Annotated in this window: 15 protein-coding genes and 1 pseudogene; 13 read left to right on the forward strand and 3 right to left on the reverse strand. The window is 71.5% G+C overall.

Annotated features, from left to right (window positions below; all coding sequences use genetic code 11):
• Window positions 1-51: 51 nt before the first annotated feature.
• The 6 genes and pseudogenes from cobM to cobC form a co-directional block, all read left to right on the forward strand.
• On the forward strand, window positions 52-900 hold the full coding sequence (gene cobM / locus OG936_RS06795) for a precorrin-4 C(11)-methyltransferase (RefSeq protein WP_406493227.1): 849 nt from the start codon (window positions 52-54) through the stop codon (window positions 898-900).
• 65 nt (window positions 901-965) lie between these two features.
• Window positions 966-2219: a precorrin-6y C5,15-methyltransferase (decarboxylating) subunit CbiE gene (cbiE, locus tag OG936_RS06800; protein WP_406500340.1), complete on the forward strand. Its 1254-nt coding sequence runs from the start codon at window positions 966-968 to the stop codon at window positions 2217-2219.
• Window positions 2216-3934, forward strand: coding sequence for a precorrin-3B C(17)-methyltransferase (gene cobJ / locus OG936_RS06805; protein ID WP_406493229.1), 1719 nt, complete (start codon window positions 2216-2218; stop codon window positions 3932-3934). Before cbiE ends, cobJ begins: the two co-directional genes overlap by 4 nt.
• A complete protein-coding gene (locus OG936_RS06810; RefSeq protein ID WP_406493230.1) occupies window positions 3931-4539 on the forward strand; it encodes a precorrin-8X methylmutase in 609 nt (202 codons plus the stop codon). The genes cobJ and OG936_RS06810 overlap by 4 nt, the downstream gene beginning before the upstream one ends.
• On the forward strand, window positions 4536-5456 hold the full coding sequence (locus OG936_RS06815; protein ID WP_406493231.1) for a sirohydrochlorin chelatase: 921 nt from the start codon (window positions 4536-4538) through the stop codon (window positions 5454-5456). The genes OG936_RS06810 and OG936_RS06815 overlap by 4 nt, the downstream gene beginning before the upstream one ends.
• A pseudogene (cobC, locus tag OG936_RS06820) lies at window positions 5386-6534 on the forward strand (Rv2231c family pyridoxal phosphate-dependent protein CobC); the annotation flags it as partial. The gene OG936_RS06815 and the pseudogene cobC, both read left to right, overlap by 71 nt.
• A 99-nt stretch (window positions 6535-6633) precedes the next feature.
• Here the strand turns inward: cobC and OG936_RS06825 are convergent.
• Window positions 6634-7659: an SCO1860 family LAETG-anchored protein gene (locus OG936_RS06825; RefSeq protein ID WP_406493233.1), complete on the reverse strand. Its 1026-nt coding sequence runs from the start codon at window positions 7657-7659 to the stop codon at window positions 6634-6636.
• 334 nt (window positions 7660-7993) lie between these two features.
• On the reverse strand, window positions 7994-9070 hold the full coding sequence (locus tag OG936_RS06830) for an amidohydrolase family protein (protein ID WP_266752117.1): 1077 nt from the start codon (window positions 9068-9070) through the stop codon (window positions 7994-7996).
• Window positions 9071-9207: 137 nt separating this feature from the next.
• Here OG936_RS06830 and OG936_RS06835 point away from each other — a divergent pair, with 137 nt between their 5' ends.
• The 7 genes from OG936_RS06835 (at window position 9208) to OG936_RS06865 (ending at window position 16034) form a co-directional block, all read left to right on the forward strand.
• On the forward strand, window positions 9208-10314 hold the full coding sequence (locus OG936_RS06835) for a pyridoxal-phosphate-dependent aminotransferase family protein (protein ID WP_406493235.1): 1107 nt from the start codon (window positions 9208-9210) through the stop codon (window positions 10312-10314).
• A 339-nt stretch (window positions 10315-10653) separates the two neighbouring features.
• Entirely contained in the window at window positions 10654-11184 is a 531-nt protein-coding gene (gene ectA, locus OG936_RS06840) for a diaminobutyrate acetyltransferase (RefSeq protein WP_406493237.1), read from the forward strand.
• 199 nt (window positions 11185-11383) lie between these two features.
• Window positions 11384-12652 (forward strand): diaminobutyrate--2-oxoglutarate transaminase, encoded by a 1269-nt coding sequence (gene ectB / locus OG936_RS06845; protein ID WP_406493238.1) that lies wholly within the window; start codon window positions 11384-11386, stop codon window positions 12650-12652.
• A 77-nt stretch (window positions 12653-12729) separates the two neighbouring features.
• Window positions 12730-13128, forward strand: coding sequence for an ectoine synthase (locus OG936_RS06850; RefSeq protein WP_389989987.1), 399 nt, complete (start codon window positions 12730-12732; stop codon window positions 13126-13128).
• A gap of 3 nt (window positions 13129-13131) precedes the next feature.
• Complete coding sequence (thpD, locus tag OG936_RS06855; RefSeq protein WP_406493240.1) at window positions 13132-14037, forward strand: ectoine hydroxylase; 906 nt, start codon at window positions 13132-13134, stop codon at window positions 14035-14037.
• A gap of 112 nt (window positions 14038-14149) precedes the next feature.
• A complete protein-coding gene (locus tag OG936_RS06860) occupies window positions 14150-15175 on the forward strand; it encodes a VOC family protein (protein WP_406493242.1) in 1026 nt (341 codons plus the stop codon).
• Window positions 15176-15227: 52 nt separating this feature from the next.
• Window positions 15228-16034, forward strand: a complete 807-nt coding sequence (locus tag OG936_RS06865) for a hypothetical protein (protein ID WP_406493244.1) — start codon at window positions 15228-15230, stop codon at window positions 16032-16034.
• A gap of 96 nt (window positions 16035-16130) precedes the next feature.
• Here OG936_RS06865 and OG936_RS06870 read toward each other — a convergent pair whose 3' ends face one another.
• Window positions 16131-18860: a SpoIIE family protein phosphatase gene (locus tag OG936_RS06870; protein ID WP_406493246.1), complete on the reverse strand. Its 2730-nt coding sequence runs from the start codon at window positions 18858-18860 to the stop codon at window positions 16131-16133.
• Between the last annotated feature and the right edge of the window lie 270 nt (window positions 18861-19130).

Raw genomic sequence — 19130 nt, forward strand, 5'->3', positions numbered from 1 at the left:
ATCTCCCGTCCTTCATCTCCCGTTTTCCGTTTCCCGAAAGGACCCCGTCCCATGTCCGAAGCAGTCGACGCAGCCGGCCCGGTCGCCGCGCCCACCCACGGCAGAGTGACGTTCGTCGGTGCCGGTCCCGGTGCCGCCGATCTGCTGACCTTCCGGGCGGCGCGGGCCATCGCGGATGCCGACATCGTCATCTGGGCGGCGAGCCTGGTGCAGGCGGAGGTCCTGGAGCATGCCCGGGAGGGCGCGGAGATCCTCGATTCGGCGCAGATGTCGTTGGAGCAGGTCGTCGCCGTGTACGAACGTGCGGCGGCCGAGGGGCTGAAGGTGGCCCGTATCCACTCCGGCGACCCGGCGCTGTGGGGCGGCACTCAGGAACAGGTCGATCGCTGTGCCGGGCTGGGGGTGGCGGTCGAGATCGTGCCGGGGGTGTCGTCGTTCTCGGCGGTCGCGGCGATCGCTCAGCGGGAGCTGACGATTCCGGAGGTCGCGCAGTCCGTGATCCTGACGCGTCTCGGCGGCGGCAAGACGCCGATGCCGCCGGGCGAGGAGGTACGGGAGTTCGCGCGTCACGGTACGACGATGGCACTGTTCCTGTCGGCTGCCCGGTCCGGGCAGCTCACCCAGGAACTGCTGGAGGGCGGCTATCCGACGTCGACGCCGGTCGTCATCGCGTACCAGGCGACGTGGCCGGAGGAGCTGATCCTGCACTGCACGATCGCGACCCTGGAGGAGACGGTCAAGGAGCACAAGCTCTGGAAGCACACCCTCTTCCTGGTCGGTCCGGCGCTGTCGGCGTCGGGGACGCGTTCGCACCTCTACCACCCGGGGCACTTCCACGGTTTCCGCAAGGCCGACAAGGCGGCGCGCGCCGAGCTGCGCGCCCAGCGGTCCGGCTCGTGAGCGGCGACTTCGGTACGGGGACGGCCGCGCGGATCCCCGGATTCGGTACGGGGACGACCGCGCCGATCCGGGTCTTCGGTACGGGGACGGGCGAGCCGCTCGGCCGTGAGGCGCGGGAGGCGCTGGCCGTGGCCACGCTGGTGGTCGGCGCCCGGCGCCATCTGGAGGCCGCGGGGCCGGCGGAGCAGGTCGAGCGCATCGTGCTCGGTCCGCTGGCGCCCGCGCTCGACCGGATCGCGGAGCAGGTGCCCGGCGACGGGGCGCGGGTGGTCGTACTGGCCTCCGGCGACCCCGGATTCTTCGGGATCGTGCGGGCGCTGACGGAGCGTTTCGGGCCGGACGCGCTCGATGTGCGGCCGGGTGCGCCGTCCGTCGCGGTCGCGTTCGCCCGGCTCGGGCTGGCGTGGGACGACGCGGTCGTGGTCAGCGCGCACGGCCGCGACCCGAGGACCGCCGTGAACGTGTGTCTGGCACATCCGAAGGTGGCCGTCCTGACCGGGCCCGGCGCCGGGCCCGCGGAGCTTGCGGCCGGTCTGGTGCACGGAGCCGGGGAACGCACCCTGGTCGTCGCGACGGCGCTCGGCGATCCGGAGCGCGAGCGCGTCGAGCGGCTGACTCCCGCCGAGGCGCTGGCCCGTGACTGGCCGGACCCGGTGAGCGTGGTGCTGTGCCTGGACGAATCCCGGGTGCTCTCCCCCGTACGGACCGTCGCGGGAGCATCCGCCGGACCGGGGCAATGGGCGCTGGACGAGGCGGAGTTCGAGCACCGCGACTCGATGGTCACCAAGTTCGAGGTGCGGGCACTGGCGCTGGCCCGGCTGGGGCCGCGCACCGGTGACCTGGTGTGGGACATCGGCGCGGGTTCGGGTTCGGTGGCGGTGGAGTGCGCGCGGCTCGGCGCGGCGGTCGTCGCCGTGGAGAAGACCCCCGACGGGGTCGGGCGGATCAGGGCGAACGCGGCCGCGCACGGGGTGTACGTCCGTGCCGTGCACGGCTCGGCGCCCGCCGTGCTCGACGGTCTGGGCGAGCCGGACGCGGTGTTCATCGGGGGCGGCGGACGTGAGCTGCCCGCCATCGTGACGGCGTGCGCCCGGCGTGCGCGGCGCTCGGTGGTGGTGGCGCTGGCGGCGCTGGACCGGGTGCCCGAGGTGCGGGCGGCGCTGGCCGGTGCCGGGCTCGCGCCCGAGGGCGTACTGCTGCAGTCCTCCCGGCTGCGGCCGCTGCCCGGCGAGGTGACGCGGCTCGCCGCGGCCAACCCGGTCTTCCTGCTGTGGGGCACCCGCCCCGCGGTTCGTGCAAGTAAAGGAGCAACCCATTGATCGGCCTGATCTCCGCCACGGCGGCGGGCGCCGTCGCCCGCGACCGGCTGGCCGCGGCGTGGCCCGGCCGCACCGCGGTCTACGAGGGACCGGTGCGCGAGGCCGTGCAGCGGGCGTTCGCCGAGCGCGAGCAGCTGGTGTGCTTCCTGGCGACGGGGGCCGTGGTGCGGCTGCTCGCGCCGCTGCTGTCGGACAAGTCCTCGGACCCGGGTGTCGTCTGCGTCGACGAGGCGGGCCGCCATGCGGTGGCGCTGCTCGGCGGGCACGGGGGCGGGGCGAACGCGCTGGCCGAGGCGGTCGGTGAGGTGCTGGGCGCGGCGCCGGTCGTGACGACCGCGACGGACGCGACGGGGGTGTTGGGGCTGGACATGCTGGGCCTGCCCGTGGAAGGGGACGTGGCGGGCGTGTCGCGCGCGATGCTGGACGGGGCTCCGGTGGAGCTGCGCGCGGACGTGGTGCGGCCGTTGCCGCCGCTGCCGCCGAACGTGTCCCCCGGCGCCGGAGGCCCCGCGGTGCTCCATGTCACCGACCGAATCATCGAACCCGGTTCCCTGGCCGCCGTGTTGCGGCCCGCGTCGCTCGCCGTCGGGGTCGGTGCGTCCAAGGGCGCGCCGGCCGAGGAGGTCGTCGGGTTGATCCGCGACACCTTGAACGAGGCCGGGCTCTCGCCGCTGAGCATCGCGGAGCTGGTGACGGTCGACGCGAAGGCGGACGAGCCGGGGATCGTCGCGGCGGCGGCGCGGTTCGGCGTACCGCTGCGGACGTACGCCGCCGAGGAGCTGGCCCGTATCGAGGTGCCCAACCCGTCGGGCGCGCCGCTCGCCGCCGTCGGCACACCGTCCGTGGCGGAGGCCGCCGCGCTCGCCGCGGGGGGTGAACTCCTCGTACCGAAGCGGAAGTCGAACCCTGTGGGGCGGGCCGCGATGGCTACCTGCGCGGTGGTACGCCGCGGTCCGCGCGGGCGGCTGGCCGTCGTCGGGCTCGGGCCGGGCGCGCGCGATCTGCTGACGCCGCGGGCCCGCGAGGAGCTGCGGCGGGCCTCGGTGCTGGTCGGACTCGATCAGTACGTGGACCAGATCAGGGACCTGCTGCGGCCCGGCACCATCGTCCTGGAGTCGGGGCTCGGCGCCGAGGAGGCGCGGGCCCGCACCGCGGTCGCCGAGGCGCGCAAGGGGCGTGCGGTGGCGCTGATCGGCAGCGGCGACGCGGGCGTGTACGCGATGGCGTCGCCCGCGCTCGCCGAGGCCGGGACCGATATCGATGTGGTGGGTGTGCCGGGTGTGACGGCCGCGCTGGCGGCTGCCGCGATCCTGGGCGCCCCGCTGGGCCACGACCACGTGTCGATCAGCCTCTCCGATCTGCACACGCCGTGGGAGGTCATCGAGCGCCGGGTACGTGCCGCGGCCGAGGCCGACCTCATCGTGACGTTCTACAACCCGCGCAGCCGGGGCCGCGACTGGCAGCTCCCCAAGGCCCTGTCGATCCTGTCCGAGCACCGGGAGCCGGCGACTCCGGTCGGTGTCGTACGCAACGCCTCGCGTCCGGACGAGAGCAGCCGGGTGACCTCGCTGGCCGTTCTGGACCCGGCGACGGTCGACATGATGACGGTCGTGACCGTCGGCAACACGGCCACCCGGGAGATCGCGGGCCGCATGGTGACCCCGCGCGGCTACCGCTGGCAGTCGGCCCCCACGGAGCGGGGAGGAGCGAAGTGAACCGGCCCTGGGAGCGAACCGTTCACCCCATCGAGCAGGAGTCGTACCGGCGGCTGCGCGCCCGCCTGGACACCTCGCACTTCGCACCGCTGACCCGGGCCGTCGTGGAGCGGGTCATCCACTCCGCGGCAGATCCGCAGTACGCGACGGACCTGGTCTGCGACGAGGCGTCGCTCGTCGTCGCCCATGCGGCGCTGCACTCCGGTGCGCCGGTCGTCACCGATGTGGAGATGGTCGCGGCGGGCATCACCCGCCGCGAGACCGTGTGCCGGCTCAGGGAGGCCCGGTCGGGCCCCGGGCTGACCCGTTCGGCACATGCGATCCGGCTCGCGTACGAGCAGGTCGGGCCCGGCGCGATCTGGGTCATCGGCAACGCGCCGACCGCGCTGGAGGAGTTGCTCGTCCTGAACGCCGCGCCCGCGCTCGTCATCGGACTGCCGGTCGGTTTCGTCGGCGCGACCGAGTCGAAGGCGGCGCTGCGCGAGAGCGGTCTGCCCGCCGTGAGCAATGTGTCGGAGAAGGGCGGCTCGGCCGTCGCCGCCGCCGCCCTCAACGCCCTTCTGTACCACCCCGTACCCCCCACGACCACCGAGGAGAACCTGTGACCACCCCGGCCACCCCGGCCACCCAGCCCGCACTGCTCATCGCCGGCCACGGCACCAGGGACGAGGGCGGGGCCGCGGCGTTCCGTGACTTCGTGGCGGAACTGGGCGAGCGCCACCCCGAACTGCCCGTCGCGGGCGGCTTCATCGAGCTGTCCCCGCCGCCGCTCGGTGATGCCGTGACCGAGCTCGTCGGGCGTGGTGTCCGGCGTTTCGCCGCCGTGCCGCTGATGCTGGTGTCGGCCGGGCACGCCAAGGGGGACATTCCGGCGGCGCTGACCCGTGAGAAGGAGCGCCACCCCGGCATCTCGTACACCTACGGCCGTCCGCTCGGCCCGCATCCGGCGCTGCTGAAGGTGCTGGAGCGCCGGGTGGACGAGGTGCTGGGCGACACCGACCGGTCCGAGGTGACAGTGCTGCTGGTGGGGCGGGGTTCGACCGACCCGGACGCCAACGCCGAGGTGCACAAGGCTGCGCGGCTGTTCTGGGAGGGCCGGGGCTACGCGGGCGTGGAGACGGCATTCGTGTCGCTGGCGGCGCCCGATGTACCGTCCGGTCTCGACCGTTGCGTGAAGCTGGGTGCCGGGCGCATAGTCGTTCTGCCGTATTTCCTCTTCACCGGCATCCTGCCGGACCGGGTGCGTCATCAGACCGCGGAGTGGGCCGCCGCCCATCCGGAGCTCGATGTCCGCCCGGCCGAGGTCATCGGTGGTGCCGAGGAACTGTTCGACCTGGTCATGGAGCGCTACCGGGAGGCTGTCGAGGGCGATCTGCGGATGAACTGCGACTCTTGCGTGTACCGAATCGCGCTGCCGGGCTTCGAGGACAAGGTGGGGCTGCCGCAGCAGCCGCACTTCCACCCCGACGACGACGGCCACCATCACCACCACCCTCATGGCGGTCATGCACACTCCCATTGAAAGCCCCGACGCAACAGGCGCGGGCATGCACGATCTGCGGCACCACGGTGACGCGGAAGTACGGGGACGGGGCCGGGATCTGACCGATCTCGCCGTCAACGTACGGACCGGTACGCCCCCGGCCTGGCTGCGGGCGCGGATCGCCGCGTCGCTGGGCACGCTCGCCGCCTATCCGGACGGTCGTCCGGCGCGGGCGGCGGTAGCGGCCCGGCACGGGCTGCCGGTGGAGCGCGTACTGCTGACGGCGGGTGCGGCGGAGGCGTTCGTGCTGATCGCACGGGCGCTGCCGGCCTGCCGTCCGGTGGTCGTGCATCCGCAGTTCACCGAGCCGGAGGCGGCGCTGCGCGCGGCCGGCCACGAGGTGCGGCGGGTGCTGCTGCGCGCCGAGGACGGTTTCCGGCTGGACCCGGCGGCCGTGCCCGAGGACGCGGATCTGGTGGTGGTCGGCAATCCGACCAACCCCACATCGGTCCTGCATCCGGCGGGCGTGCTGGAGCAACTGGCGTGCCCCGGACGGACGTTGGTGGTCGACGAGGCGTTCATGGACGCGGTGCCCGGCGAGCGCGAGGCGCTGTGCGGACGTACGGACGTCCCGGGGCTCTTGGTGCTGCGCAGCCTCACCAAGACCTGGGGGCTCGCGGGGCTGCGGATCGGTTACGTGCTGGCTGCCCCGGAGACGATCCGTGTGCTGGAGAGGGCGCAGCCGCTGTGGCCGGTGTCGTCCCCGGCGCTGGCGGCGGCCGCGGCGTGCATGGAGCCGCGGGCCCTGGGCGAGGCGGCGGCCGCGGCGGAGCGGATCGCGGCGGACCGGGCCCATCTGGTCGCGGGGCTGCGGGAGTTCTCCGAAGTGCGGGTGGCGGAGCCGGCCGAGGGACCGTTCGTCCTGGTGCGGCTGGAGGGGGCTACCGAGGTACGGGAGCGGCTGCGGGCACTGGGATTCGCGGCGCGGCGTGGAGATACGTTTCCAGGGCTGGGCCCGCAGTGGCTGCGGCTGGCGGTACGCGACCGGGCGACGACGAACCGTTTCCTTCAGGCTCTCGACCAGGCACTGCAAACGCTGACCGCGGTCACACGCTGACGGGTCGGACCACGGGGAGCGGCGCTCCGTCACGCGAACGCCGCTCCCCTCCCCTCCTGGCCTGTGTCTGCCCCCCCTCGGGCCTTGAGCCGTGCGGGGTCAGCCGTGGGCGCGGCGCCTGGCCACGACCATCGCCCCCGCGCCGGCCGCCAACAGCAGGGCGGCGCCGCCCGCGATGTACGGGGTGGCCGAACTGCCGCCCGTCTCCGCGAGGTTGGAGTCGACGGCCGGGGCGTGGCCGGTGCCGGTCTGGGGCTTCACGTTGCCGCCGTCCCCGCCACCGGTGGCGCCGGAGGTGCTTCCCGACGTGCTGCCGGAGGTGCTCCCGCCGGTCGCGCCGCCGCTGCCTGAACCTCCGTTGCTCGTACCTCCGTTGCTCGTACCGCCGTTGCCGCCGCCCGGCTCGGTTCCCTTCGGGGTCTCGCAGGTCGCCTCGGCGAGCGTGACCTCGCCCCGCACATCGGCGACGTTCAGCTTGAGCGGGTTGACGGAGACCTTCAGTTGCAGTGCGGCCGCCGCCGCGGTGCGCGAGGTGGTGTGCGTCTTCGACAGGTCGAGGGTCACCTCGCCGACACCCGGCACCTTGATCTGCGTGGTGCCGCCCGCGCTGAGGTCGATCCGCTTGCCGAGGATCGACACGTGCCCCAGCACGTTCGACTCGGCGACCGGCTTCTTGCCAACCTCGCAGACGGCCTTGGAGGTGACCTTCTCGACCTCGATCAGCGAGAGCAGCGGCAGTCCGGGCACATGGACCCGGGCCTTCGCCACGTTGCTGTAGCCCTCGGCCCGGTGCTTGTCGACGGTGGCCTTCGCGGTGGCCACATCGGCGCTCAGGACGCTGAACGGCCGTCCGCCGTCCACCCCGTCGAGCCGCACGCTCAGCGCGGTCTTCTCGGCACTGGCGGGTGCCTGCACTTCATTGAGCGTGGCCTTGAGCGGCACTTCGACGGTCTTGTTCAGGAGCGAGACGTCGAGTGCGGTACGGAGCACGACCGCGCTCGCCTTCCCGTCGCCGGTGGTCGTGGTGGTCGTCGCGGTGGCGGCGTGCGCCGGGACGGCGACCAGCAGGGCGACGGGAGCGGCGGCGACCGCCAGGGCGGCCAGGCGGAAGGTGTTGCTGTTCAAGATGGTGGAACCCCCACAAGAGACATGGAGCCACGGGCGCCGTCCAATGGGGGACATCGCGGGCGCCGGTGACCTCGACTCCGAAAGCTTTACGCACAGAGGGTGAACCGTCAGACACCTGACGTGAGTTCACTCCAAAGGGGGGTTTCCGTACTTGTATTCGAATATCTCGGTACGTTCGTTCCTCGGAGTCACCCGATCCGCCGAGCGCGGACGGCGCGGGCATCGACTGCGCCGGGGTGCGCGCAAAGGTGTTTCAACGACCCGGCAGCGATGTGGTAACTGCCTGTCAACACGGCACACCCCGGCCGGAAGGCGGCCCGGTGAGCCGCCCTCAGCCGATCACCCGCCCGTTCAGCACCACCCGTCGCGGCGCCGCCAGCACCCGTACGTCCGCCCGCGGGTCCTCGTCGTACACCACCAGGTCCGCCGGGGCGCCCTCCTCCAGCACCGGCCGCCCCAGCCACCGACGCGCACCCCAGGTGGTCGCCGACAGCGCGTCCAGGGCCGGGATGCCCGCCTTGACCAGTTCGGCGACCTCGTCCGCCACCAGCCCGTGGGCGAGCACCCCGCCCGCGTCGGTGCCGACGAAGACCGGAATGCCGGCGTCGTACGCGGCGCGCACGGTGTCGTAACGCCGCTCGTGCAGCCGTCGCATGTGGTCCGACCAGCGGGGGAACTTGGCGTCGCCGCCCGCCGCGAGCGAGGGGAACGTGGCGATGTTGACCAGCGTGGGGACGATCGCGACACCGCGCTCGGCGAAGAGCGGAATGGTTTCCTCGGTCAGCCCGGTGGCGTGCTCGACGCAGTCGATCCCGGCCTCCACGAGATCACGCAGCGAGTCCTCGGCGAAGCAGTGCGCGGTGACCCGGGCGCCGAGCCGGTGCGCCTCGGCGATGGCCGCCCGGGCCGCCTCGCGCGGCCAGCAGGCGGTCAGATCACCCACCTCCCGGTCGATCCAGTCGCCGACCAGCTTCACCCAGCCGTCGCCGCGGCGGGCCTCCTGCGCGACGTACGCGACCAGTTCGTCCGGCTCGATCTCGTACGCGTAGTTCCGGGTGTACCTGCGGGGCCTGGCGATGTGACGGCCGGCCCTGATGATCTTCGGGAGATCCTCGCGGTCGTCGATCCACCGGGTGTCGGCCGGCGAACCGGCGTCCCGCAGCAGCAGCGCACCCGCCTCCCGGTCGGCGAGCGCCTGCTTCTCGCTGGTCGCCTCGTCGACGGCGCCGTGGTGGTCGAGCCCGACGTGGCAGTGGGCGTCGACCAGCCCCGGCAGCGCCCAGCCGGTGACGGTCACCGCCTCGTCCGCGCCGGGCGGCCTCGCGTACGAGATCCGTCCGTCGACGGCCCAGAGCTCGTCCCGGACGTCCTCGGGTCCGACGAGCACCCGCCCCTTCACGTGCAGCACCCGCGGTGCCCTGTGATCGCTCATGAACAGCACTGTACGAGGCACTGTCCGGCGCCCTGGGTACGCTTCGACGGAAGCACCGTCCGTACGCGGCACCGCAGCGCACCGACCCGACCCGATCCGAAGAGAGCACCACCGTGACGCACCCCTTCCTCGACCTCGCCCCGCTCACCGCCGCGCGTTTCGCGGCCATCGAGAAGCGGGTGGCCGGCCTCCTCGCCACCGAGCAGGACGTCGTCATCATGCAGGGCGAGGCGCTGCTCCCCCTCGAAGGCTGTATCCGGGGCGGCGCCCGGCCCGGTTCGACCGCGCTGAACGTGGTCACCGGTCCGTACGGGCAGACCTTCGGGAACTGGCTGCGGGACTGCGGTGCCAATGTCGTCGATCTGGCGGTTCCGTTCCACACGGCGGTCACCACCGACCAGGTGGCGCGGGCACTGGCCGAGCACCCGGAGATCGACTTCGTCTCCCTGGTGCACGCGGAGGCGGCGACGGGGAACACCAATCCGGTCGCCGAGATCGGCGAGGTGGTCCGTTCGCACGGGGCGCTGTTCATGCTGGACGCCGTCGCCTCGGTGGGCGCGGAGCCGCTGCTGCCGGACGTGTGGGGCGTCGACCTCTGTGTGATCGGCGCGCAGAAGGCGATGGGCGGCCCGGCCGGGGTGTCGGCGGTGTCGGTGAGCGAGCGCGCCTGGGCGCGGATCGCGGCCAACCCGCAGGCCCCGCGCCGCTCGTACCTCTCGCTCCTGGACTGGAAGGAGCGCTGGATCGACGGCGGTCGCAGGGCGCTGCTGCACGCCCCCGCCCAGCTGGAGATGCTGGCGCTGGAGGCGTGCGTGGAGCGGATCGAGGCCGAGGGGCTGGACGCCCTCATGGGCCGCCACGCCTCGGCCGCCGCGGCGACGCGCGCGGGTGCGGTGGCGCTCGGCGGGGGCCTGTCGCCGTATGTGCACGAGGCGGGGGACGCGGCGCCGGTCGCGACGACGCTGCGCACCCCCGAGGGCGTCGATGCCGCCGAGCTGGTCGCGCGGGCGCTCGCGGCCGACCCGGCGCTGCCGCTGATCGCGGGCGGGGGCGTGCTGTCCAAGGAGATGATCCGGGTCAATCACTACGGTGTGGATGCGACGCGGGGCGCGGTGCAGTCCTCGCTCGCGGCTCTGGGGGCGGCGCTGGCCGATGCGGGCCGGCAGGTCGACTTCGAAACTGCCCGCAAAGCCGTATCGGAAACCTGGCCGAGCGAATAAATCCACACCGGAACGCCGGTATTTCATAAATGCGGGGAGCTGCTCCATTCAGAGCAGCTCCCCGCATTCTTCTGCCCGCTTTCCTGGACCCTAAACACCCGAGTTTCCAGGACCTCGATCCGGGCTCGATCCACACAATTCCGGTGCGCATCCCGAGAGTTATGGCCTTGTGACCGACTCCACATCGCGCCCGTTATGCCGGATAAATAGCGCCCAAAACAGAAGAAAGCGCGGCCGGATCGCGCCGGGGCACGCGCCCGCGTGATAACACAACGGATCGCTCCACCCAACCCCCCGCATCGATGCAATTCAGAAATTTGCTGGGTAAATTCAATTCCCATGACCGCCGCACCCGCAGATTTTGCACGTGCCCGAAGCGAATTCCTCACCATCGACACCCCACGAGTGGAGGACGGAGCCGCGATCTGGCGCATCGCCCGCGACTCCGAGGTCCTGGACCTCAACTCCTCGTACAGCTACCTGCTGTGGTGCCGTGACTTCGCCGCCACCTCCGTGGTCGGCCGCGACGAGACCGGCGAACCCGTCGCCTTCGTGACGGGGTACCTCCGGCCGGACCGTCCCGAGACGCTCGTCGTCTGGCAGGTGGCCGTCGACCACGCCCACCGCGGGACCGGCCTCGCGGGAAAGCTCCTGGACGCGCTGACCTCGCGGGTCGCGGCCGAGCAGGGCCTCGCCTCGGTCGAGACGACCGTCACCCCGGACAACACCGCGTCGGACCGGCTGTTCACTTCCTACGCGCTCCGCCACGACGTGGGCCTGGAGCGCGAGGTGCTCTTCGACGGCGGGCTCTTCCCGGAGGGAACGCACCTTCCCGAAGTGCTCTACCGCATCGGCCCGTTCCATGCGTGAACGCGTCGACCTGTTCCGCACGTGGGCGCCCGGCCCGTTCCATGCGTGAACGCGTCGACCGGTTCCGCACGTGGGCGCCCGGCCCGTTCCATGCGTGAACGCGTCGACCTGTTCCGCACGTGGGCGCCCGGCCTGTTCCACACGTGAACACACCCGCACCGCCACCCGTCACACACCCCCCTCAAGCAGGAGACTCCCTGTGACCATCACCCCGCCCGCGCTGAGTGTCTTCAAGACCCTGGAGTCGGAGGTACGGAGCTACTGCCGCAGCTGGCCCGCCGTGTTCGACCGTGCGCAGGGCGCCCGTCTGAGCGACGAGGACGGCCACAGCTACCTCGACTTCTTCGCCGGCGCCGGATCCCTCAACTACGGCCACAACAACCCGGTGCTGAAGCGCGCGCTGATCGACTACATCGAGCGCGACGGCATCACCCACGGCCTCGACATGGCCACCACCGCGAAACGGGCCTTCCTGGAGTCCTTCCAGAACAACGTGCTGCGCCCGCGTGACCTCCCGTACAAGGTGATGTTCCCCGGCCCGACCGGCACCAACGCGGTCGAGGCTGCGCTGAAGCTGGCCCGCAAGGTGAAGGGGCGGGAGTCGATCGTCTCCTTCACCAACGCCTTCCACGGCATGTCGCTGGGCTCGCTCGCCGTCACCGGCAACGCCTTCAAACGGGCCGGGGCCGGCATCCCGCTGGTGCACGGCACCCCGATGCCGTTCGACAACTACCTCGACGGCCGGGTGCCCGACTTCCTCTGGTTCGAGCGGCTCCTGGAGGACCAGGGCTCCGGTCTCAACAAGCCTGCCGCCGTGATCGTCGAGACGGTGCAGGGCGAGGGCGGCATCAATGTGGCGCGCCCCGAGTGGCTGCGGGCGCTCGCCGATCTGTGCCGCCGCCGCGACATGCTGCTGATCGTCGACGACATCCAGATGGGCTGCGGGCGTACGGGCGCGTTCTTCTCGTTCGAGGAGGCCGGCATCACCCCCGACATCGTGACCCTGTCCAAGTCCATCAGCGGCTACGGACTGCCCATGTCGCTCTGCCTGTTCACACCGGAGCTGGACGTCTGGGGGCCGGGCGAGCACAACGGCACCTTCCGCGGCAACAACCCGGCGTTCGTCACGGCCGCGGCCGCGCTGGACGCCTACTGGGCGGACGGCCAGATGGAGAAGCAGACCCTGGCCCGCGGCGAGCAGATCGAGCAGGCGCTGCCGGCGATCTGCGACGAACACGCCCGGCTCGGCGCGCAGTTCCGGGGCCGTGGGCTGGTCTGGGGCATGGAGTTCACCGACAAGGCGCGCGCCGCCGCGATCTGCGCCCGCGCCTTCGAGCTGGGCCTCCTCGTCGAGACCTCCGGTCCGCAGAGCGAGGTCGTGAAGCTGCTGCCGCCGCTGACCGTCACCCCCGAGGAGCTGGACGAGGGTCTGCGGACGCTGGCCCGCGCGGTCCGCGAAACCGCCTGAACCCGACCCGGACCCGGACCACCCCGGCGCGGGTCCGACGAGAAACACCCCCGCAGAGAGAAAGGCACCGAACCACCGTGATCGTCCGATCGTTCAGTGACATCGAGAACACCGACCGGCATGTGAAGGCCGCCTCCGGAACCTGGGAGAGCAAGCGCATCGTGCTCGCGCAGGAGAAGGTGGGCTTCTCGCTCCACGAGACCACGATGTACGCGGGTACCGAGACGTCGATGTGGTACGCGAACCACATCGAGGCCGTCCTGTGCGTCGAGGGCGAGGCCGAGCTCACCAATGACGAGACCGGCGAGAAGCACTGGATCACCCCCGGCACGATGTACCTGCTGAACGGCCACGAGCACCACACCATGCGGCCGAAGACCGACTTCCGCTGCGTCTGCGTCTTCAACCCTCCGGTCACCGGACGGGAGGAGCACGACGAGAACGGTGTCTACCCCTTGCTGACCGAGGAGGACTGAACCATGACCACCGATGTACGCACCGGTGTACGCGCCGATCTGTACCCCACCCGCGGCACCGCCGAGATGATCACTCCCCGCCAGGACCCGGTCATCTGGTCGGCGCCCGGTGCCCCGGGGCCGGTCCCCGTGAAGGACCTGCAGGGCTTCGAGCGCGACGGCTTCCTCACCGTCGACCAGCTGATCACCCCGGACGAGGTCGCCGTCCACCACGCCGAACTGGACCGGCTGATCGCCGATCCGGCGGTACGGGCCGACGAGCGCTCGATCATCGAGCCGACGTCGCAGAAGGTGCGGTCGGTCTTCGAGGTCCACCGGATCAGCGAGGTCTTCGCCCGGTTGGTCAGTGACGAGCGCGTGGTGGGCCGGGCCCGGCAGATCCTCGGTTCGGACGTGTACGTCCACCAGTCCAGGATCAACGTCAAGCCGGGCTTCGGCGCTTCGGGGTTCTACTGGCACTCGGACTTCGAGACCTGGCACGCCGAGGACGGCCTGCCGAACATGCGGGCCGTGTCCGTGTCGATCGCGCTGACCGAGAACCACGACACCAACGGCGGGCTGATGATCATGCCCGGTTCGCACAAGTCGTTCCTCGGCTGTGCGGGCGAGACGCCGAAGGACAACTACAAGAAGTCCCTGAAGATGCAGGATGCCGGCACCCCGTCGGACGAAGCGCTGACGAAGCTGGCCGACCGGCACGGCATCAAGCTCTTCACGGGCAGGGCGGGTTCGGCGACCTGGTTCGACTGCAACTGCATGCACGGCTCGGGGGACAACATCACCCCGTACCCGCGCAGCAATGTCTTCATCGTCTTCAACAGCGTGGAGAACGCCGCCGAGGAGCCGTTCGCGGCACCGGCCCGACGTCCGGAGTTCATCGGCGCGCGGGACTTCACCCCGGTGAGGTGATCCGGTGAGGGGGACTTCACTCCGGTGAGGGGGTGGGCGGCATCCGTCGCCCACCCCTCCTCCACCCTAAAGTTGGTGGACCGCGAGGCCGCTACCGGCGACAGTGTGGCCCATGACCTCACTCGTACGCCACCTCACGATCGACTGCGCCGACGCCTACGAGCTCGCCGGCTTCTGGTCCGGGGTGCTCGGCGCGCCGCTCTCCGACGATGACGCGCCCGGCGATCCCGAGGCACTCGTCGAAACCCCCGGTGCCGCCCTGCTGTTCATCTCGGTGCCGGAGCCGAAGAGCACCAAGAACCGTCTCCATCTGGACATCCAGCCGCAGGACCGCACCCGGGACGAGGAGGTCGAGCGGCTGCTCGGCCTGGGCGCCACCCTCGTGGCCGACCACCGCAAGCCGAACGGACGGGGCTGGGCGACGCTCGCCGATCCGGAGGGCAACGAGTTCTGTGTCGAGTGCAGTGCGGCGGAACGGGCCGCGCTGACCGGGACCCGGCTGCCGGTCACCGCGGACGATGTCACCACCGCGGTCCGTCTCGCAGTCGCCGCGCTCCGCGAGTCCCCGGTGGACGACTGGCTGGTCCCGGCCGGGACGCTGGAGTGGGACTGCTGGGAGACCACGGAGCACCTGAGCGACGATCTCTTCTCCTACGCGGCCCAGTTGGGCCCGCAGCGCCCGCCGCTGCACGCGGACGTCCCGTACCGCTGGAGCGCCAACTACAAGGGCGGCCCGGCGAACGCGGTCTTCGCGGACCCGTCGGCCGGACCGGCAGGGCTGCTCCAGACGCTGGAGGCGAGCGGCGCGCTGCTCGCGGCGATGGTCCGGACGGCCCCGCCCGAGTTGCGCTCGTACCACCCCTACGGGGTGTCCGACCCGGAGGGCTTCGCCGCCATGGGCATCGTGGAGACCCTGGTCCACACGCACGACCTCGCCGCCGGCCTGGGCGTCCCCTGGACGCCGCCCGCCGGTCTCTGCGACCGAGTGCTGGCCCGGTTGTTCCCGGACGCCCCGAAGGACACCGACCGGTGGACCGTCCTGCTCTGGGCCACCGGCCGCGCGGAACTGCCCGGCCGGCCCGGCGTCACCTCGTGGAAGTGGCACGGTGCGCCGCTGGAGGAGTCGGGCCAGGAGTAGCGGGAGCCCGGGAGGGCGCGAGCGCCCCGGGGGCGCTGCCAGAATCGGTGCTGTGAAGCATCAGCAGATCCTGGAGAAACTGGCCGCTCGGGGACTTGTCCGGGCGATGGACGAGGATCTGGCGCGGTGGGTGGGGCACCGGATGCGCTGCCCGGGCAGCTCGCGCTCCGAGGTCGAACAGGCGGTGATCCCCCCGGTCCTGCTCCGGTGGCGCTGCCTGCTCGATGCCGAGGACATCGGCCCGGTGACGAAGAACGTCGCCCGGGTCGCGCTCGCCACGCTGCTGCACAAGTACGGGTTCCAGGACCCCGGCACCACGGCCGACGCCCTGCGTGCGGTGGACGAACTCAACGAGGGCGTCGTGCTCTCCGATGCCTTCGAACGGCAGTCCCCGGAGATCAAGAAGCTGCTGGAGTCGGCGCCGGTCCCGCTGACCCGCCGCCCGCGCCGGCCTCGGACGCTGTCGTTCCTGCGGCCCGGCGACGTGATCTCCTTCGAGCTCTCCGGCCGCTTCCACGCGGCGTTCGTGCGCGAGATGAACGGCGCCAACGAGTTCCCGGTGATCGAGTTCTACGCCGGTACGTTCACCCGGCCGCCCACCTGGGCAGAACTGTCGGGCCGCGCCGCGGCCGCCGAGCACGCGCGTGCCCGATTCGGTGTCGTGGGCCTGACCCATGTGCCCGACCCCGCCCATCAAGTGCTGATCATCGAGGCGCAGCAGCCCCAACCGCCGCACGGCGGCGATACCTTGCCGGGCGGGGGCCTCTGGGCGATGTCCGACCTCATGAGCCTGCAGGAGGATGTGCGGGGACTTTTCGCCGACCGCCCGGCCCACGGTCCGGCAGAAGCTCTGGAATGAGACCATCAGGCGTCGATCGCCCGACGGTCCTTGTCCCGGCCACCATGCTGGAACAGCCGAGGAGGTGCTCCTCTCGGGGGCTTGCCGATCCAGCGGTCAGAGTTCCGCGTCGAGGATGTCCGACCACGCCGTGCCGTCCGCGCTCCCGTCGGACCGGGGCAGCGACATCTCCGCCCAGATGACCTTTCCCTGGGGGGTGTAACGGGTGCCCCAGCGTTCGGCCAGTCGTGCGACGAGGAACAGACCGCGGCCTCCTTCGTCCATCACGGCGGCATAGCGCAGGTGGGGCGAAGTGCTGCTGCTGTCGGTCACCTCGCAGGTCAGGGTGCGGTCGTGCAGCAGTCGTACGGTGACCGGCGCGGAGCCGTAGCGAATGGCGTTGGTGATCAACTCGCTGAGCACCAGTTCCGTGGCGAACGCGAGCTCGGACAGACCCCAGTCGTCGAGCTTCTCGGCCACGACGGCACGCATGCCCGCCACGGCGGCGGGATCGAACGGTACGTCCCAGTCGGCGACACGGTCGGGCGGGATCGCCCGTGTCCGGGCGATGAGCAGCGCCACATCGTCCTTCGGCCGGCTGGGCAGGAGCGCGTCGAGCACCGCCTGACAGCTCTCCTCCGGCGACCGGTCGGGGTGGCACGCCAGGGCCTGACGCAGCAGCTCGATCCCCACGTCGATGTCTCGGGTGCGGTCCTCGATGAGCCCATCGGTGTAGAGGACGAGTTGCGTGCCCTCCGCCACTTCCAGTTCCGCCGTCTCGAACGGCATACCGCCCAGGCCGAGGGGCGGGCCGGCCGGCAGGTCGGGGAACGACACACTGCCGTCGCGCCGGACCAGTGCGGGCAGGGGATGCCCGGCCCGAGCCATGGCGCAGTGGCGGGAGACGGGATCGTAGATCACGTACAGGCAGGTGGCTCCGATGATCCCCGCGTCGGCGGTGATCTCCGCCTCCTCCTGGTCGATGCGCCCGATCAGGTCGTCCAGGTGGCTGAGGATCTCGTCGGGCGGCAGGTCGAGTGTGGAGAAGTTGTGCACGGCCGTGCGCAGCCGTCCCATCGTGGCGGCCGCGTGCAGGCCGTGGCCGACGACATCCCCGACGACCAGCGCCACCCGACTGCCCGAGAGCGGGATCACGTCGAACCAGTCGCCGCTCACCCCGGAGAGTGCGGGCAGGTAGCGATGGGCGACGTCGAGCGCGCTCTGTTCGGGCAGGGCCCGCGGGAGCAGGCTGCGTTGCAGAGTCACGGCCATGACGTGCTCACGGGTGTAGCGGCGGGCGTTGTCGATGCTGACGGCCGCCCGGGCGACCAGTTCTTCGGCCAGGGACAGGTCGTCTCCCTCGAACGGCTGGGGCTTCTCGGAGCGCCAGAATTCGGCCATGCCCAGGATGACGCCCCGTGCCTGGAGGGGCACCGTGATGAGCGAATGGATGCCGTAATCAACGATCATCCGCGTCCGCTCCGGGTCCTGGGCGAGCCAGCCGGGTGCGGCGGACAGGTCGGGCACCAGCTCCGGCCGGCCGGTGGCAAAGGCCCGTGCCTGCGGCGTGGAGGGGAGAAAGCTGATCAGGAGACCGAGTTCGTAGAGGGGATGGTCGTCCCGGATGCCGCGGACAGCGGTGCGGCGCATGGCCGTGTCCGTACCGGTCGGCTCGTCCCCGTGCAGGACCGGGTCGGCCAGATCGACGGTGACGAAGTCGGCGAGCCGGGGGACCGCGACCTTGGTCAGTTCCTCGGCCGTACCCACCACATCGAGGGTGGTACCGATGCCGAGGCCGGCGTCGTACAGCAGCCGCAGCCGCTCGCGGGCGCTCTCCGCCCTGCCGGACAGCGCCCGCAGCTCCGTGGAGTCACGCAAGGTCGCGACCGTCCCCTTGGGGCCACCGTTACGGTCCGTGGGCCGCTGGTTCACCGCGAGCAGTCGGTTCCCCGCGAGGTGCACTTCGTCCGTGGCCACGTGCCCCGAGGTCAGCAGTGCCACCATGCCGGGATCAAGGCTGGACAAGTCCGAGATGTGCTGCCCCTCGGCGTCGAGCGGCAGATCCAGCAGCCGTCTGGCCTCGTCGTTGGCCAGCAGCAGCCGACCGTCTCTGCTGATGATGAGCACGCCTTCGCGCACGGAGTGGAGCACCGCGTCGTGATGCTCGTACATACGAGTCATCTCGACAGGGCCCAGACGGTGGGTCTGCCGCCGCAGCCGCCTGGCCACCAGCGCCGTCCCGGCCGTGGCCACGGCGAGCGCAGCCGCTCCTGCGCCGAAAATGATCGGAATCTGCCGTGCCACCACGCCGGTCACGTGTTTGACCTTCATGCCGGCAGCCACCAGGGCCACGACCTTGTGCGCGCGATCATGGACGGGGACGATCGCCTGCACCTCGCGCCCGAACGGGCCATTGACGCTCTCGGTGTACACGCGGCCGGCCAGCGCCGGCTCGATGGTAGCGACGATCCTCTTCCCGATCAGGTCCGGCCGGGGGTGGGTGTAACGGATCCCTTCTGTATCCGTCACCACGATGAAGTCGACGCCGGCCGCCTTCCGCCCCGCCTCGGTGAGCGGCTGGAGCACCTTGGTGGGATCAGGGGCCCTCAGTGCGGCCAGGAGGCCCGGTGAGTGCGCGAATGTCTGCGCGACGGCGATGGTACGGCTTCGCGCCTCCGCGCTGCTGTCGTGCCGGGACTGCACTACGAGCGCAAGCACCGCAGCAGCCACGAGGAGCACGACCACAGCCACCTGGAGGGCGAAGACCTGGCCTGCGACGCTCCGAGGATACTTGCCCGCGAGTGACCGAACTTGTGCGCTCCGGAATCGGCCGAAACGATTGACCACATTGCCCTTTGTAACACCGCGAGGTCGAAGATGCGTGCGGCCAGGGCTCGCTCGGGGACGGGACCGCGCGGCGGCGCCGGCGACGATCCGGCAGCTGTGGGACCGGATCGGCGCCAGGACGGTACGGATACGGCCGGCCCGGATCGGTGGGGAGGACCCGGCCCCGGTGATACCCCCCACCGAGCCGGTGCGCCGTGATTCGTCGTGGCCGCCGTCGCGACCGGCACCTCTGCCACGAGACCGAGAACTGCCCCGGCCTCCGCTGCCCCC

The sequence above is a fragment of the Streptomyces sp. NBC_00846 genome (genome assembly GCF_045207325.1).
Classification (GTDB): domain Bacteria; phylum Actinomycetota; class Actinomycetes; order Streptomycetales; family Streptomycetaceae; genus Streptomyces.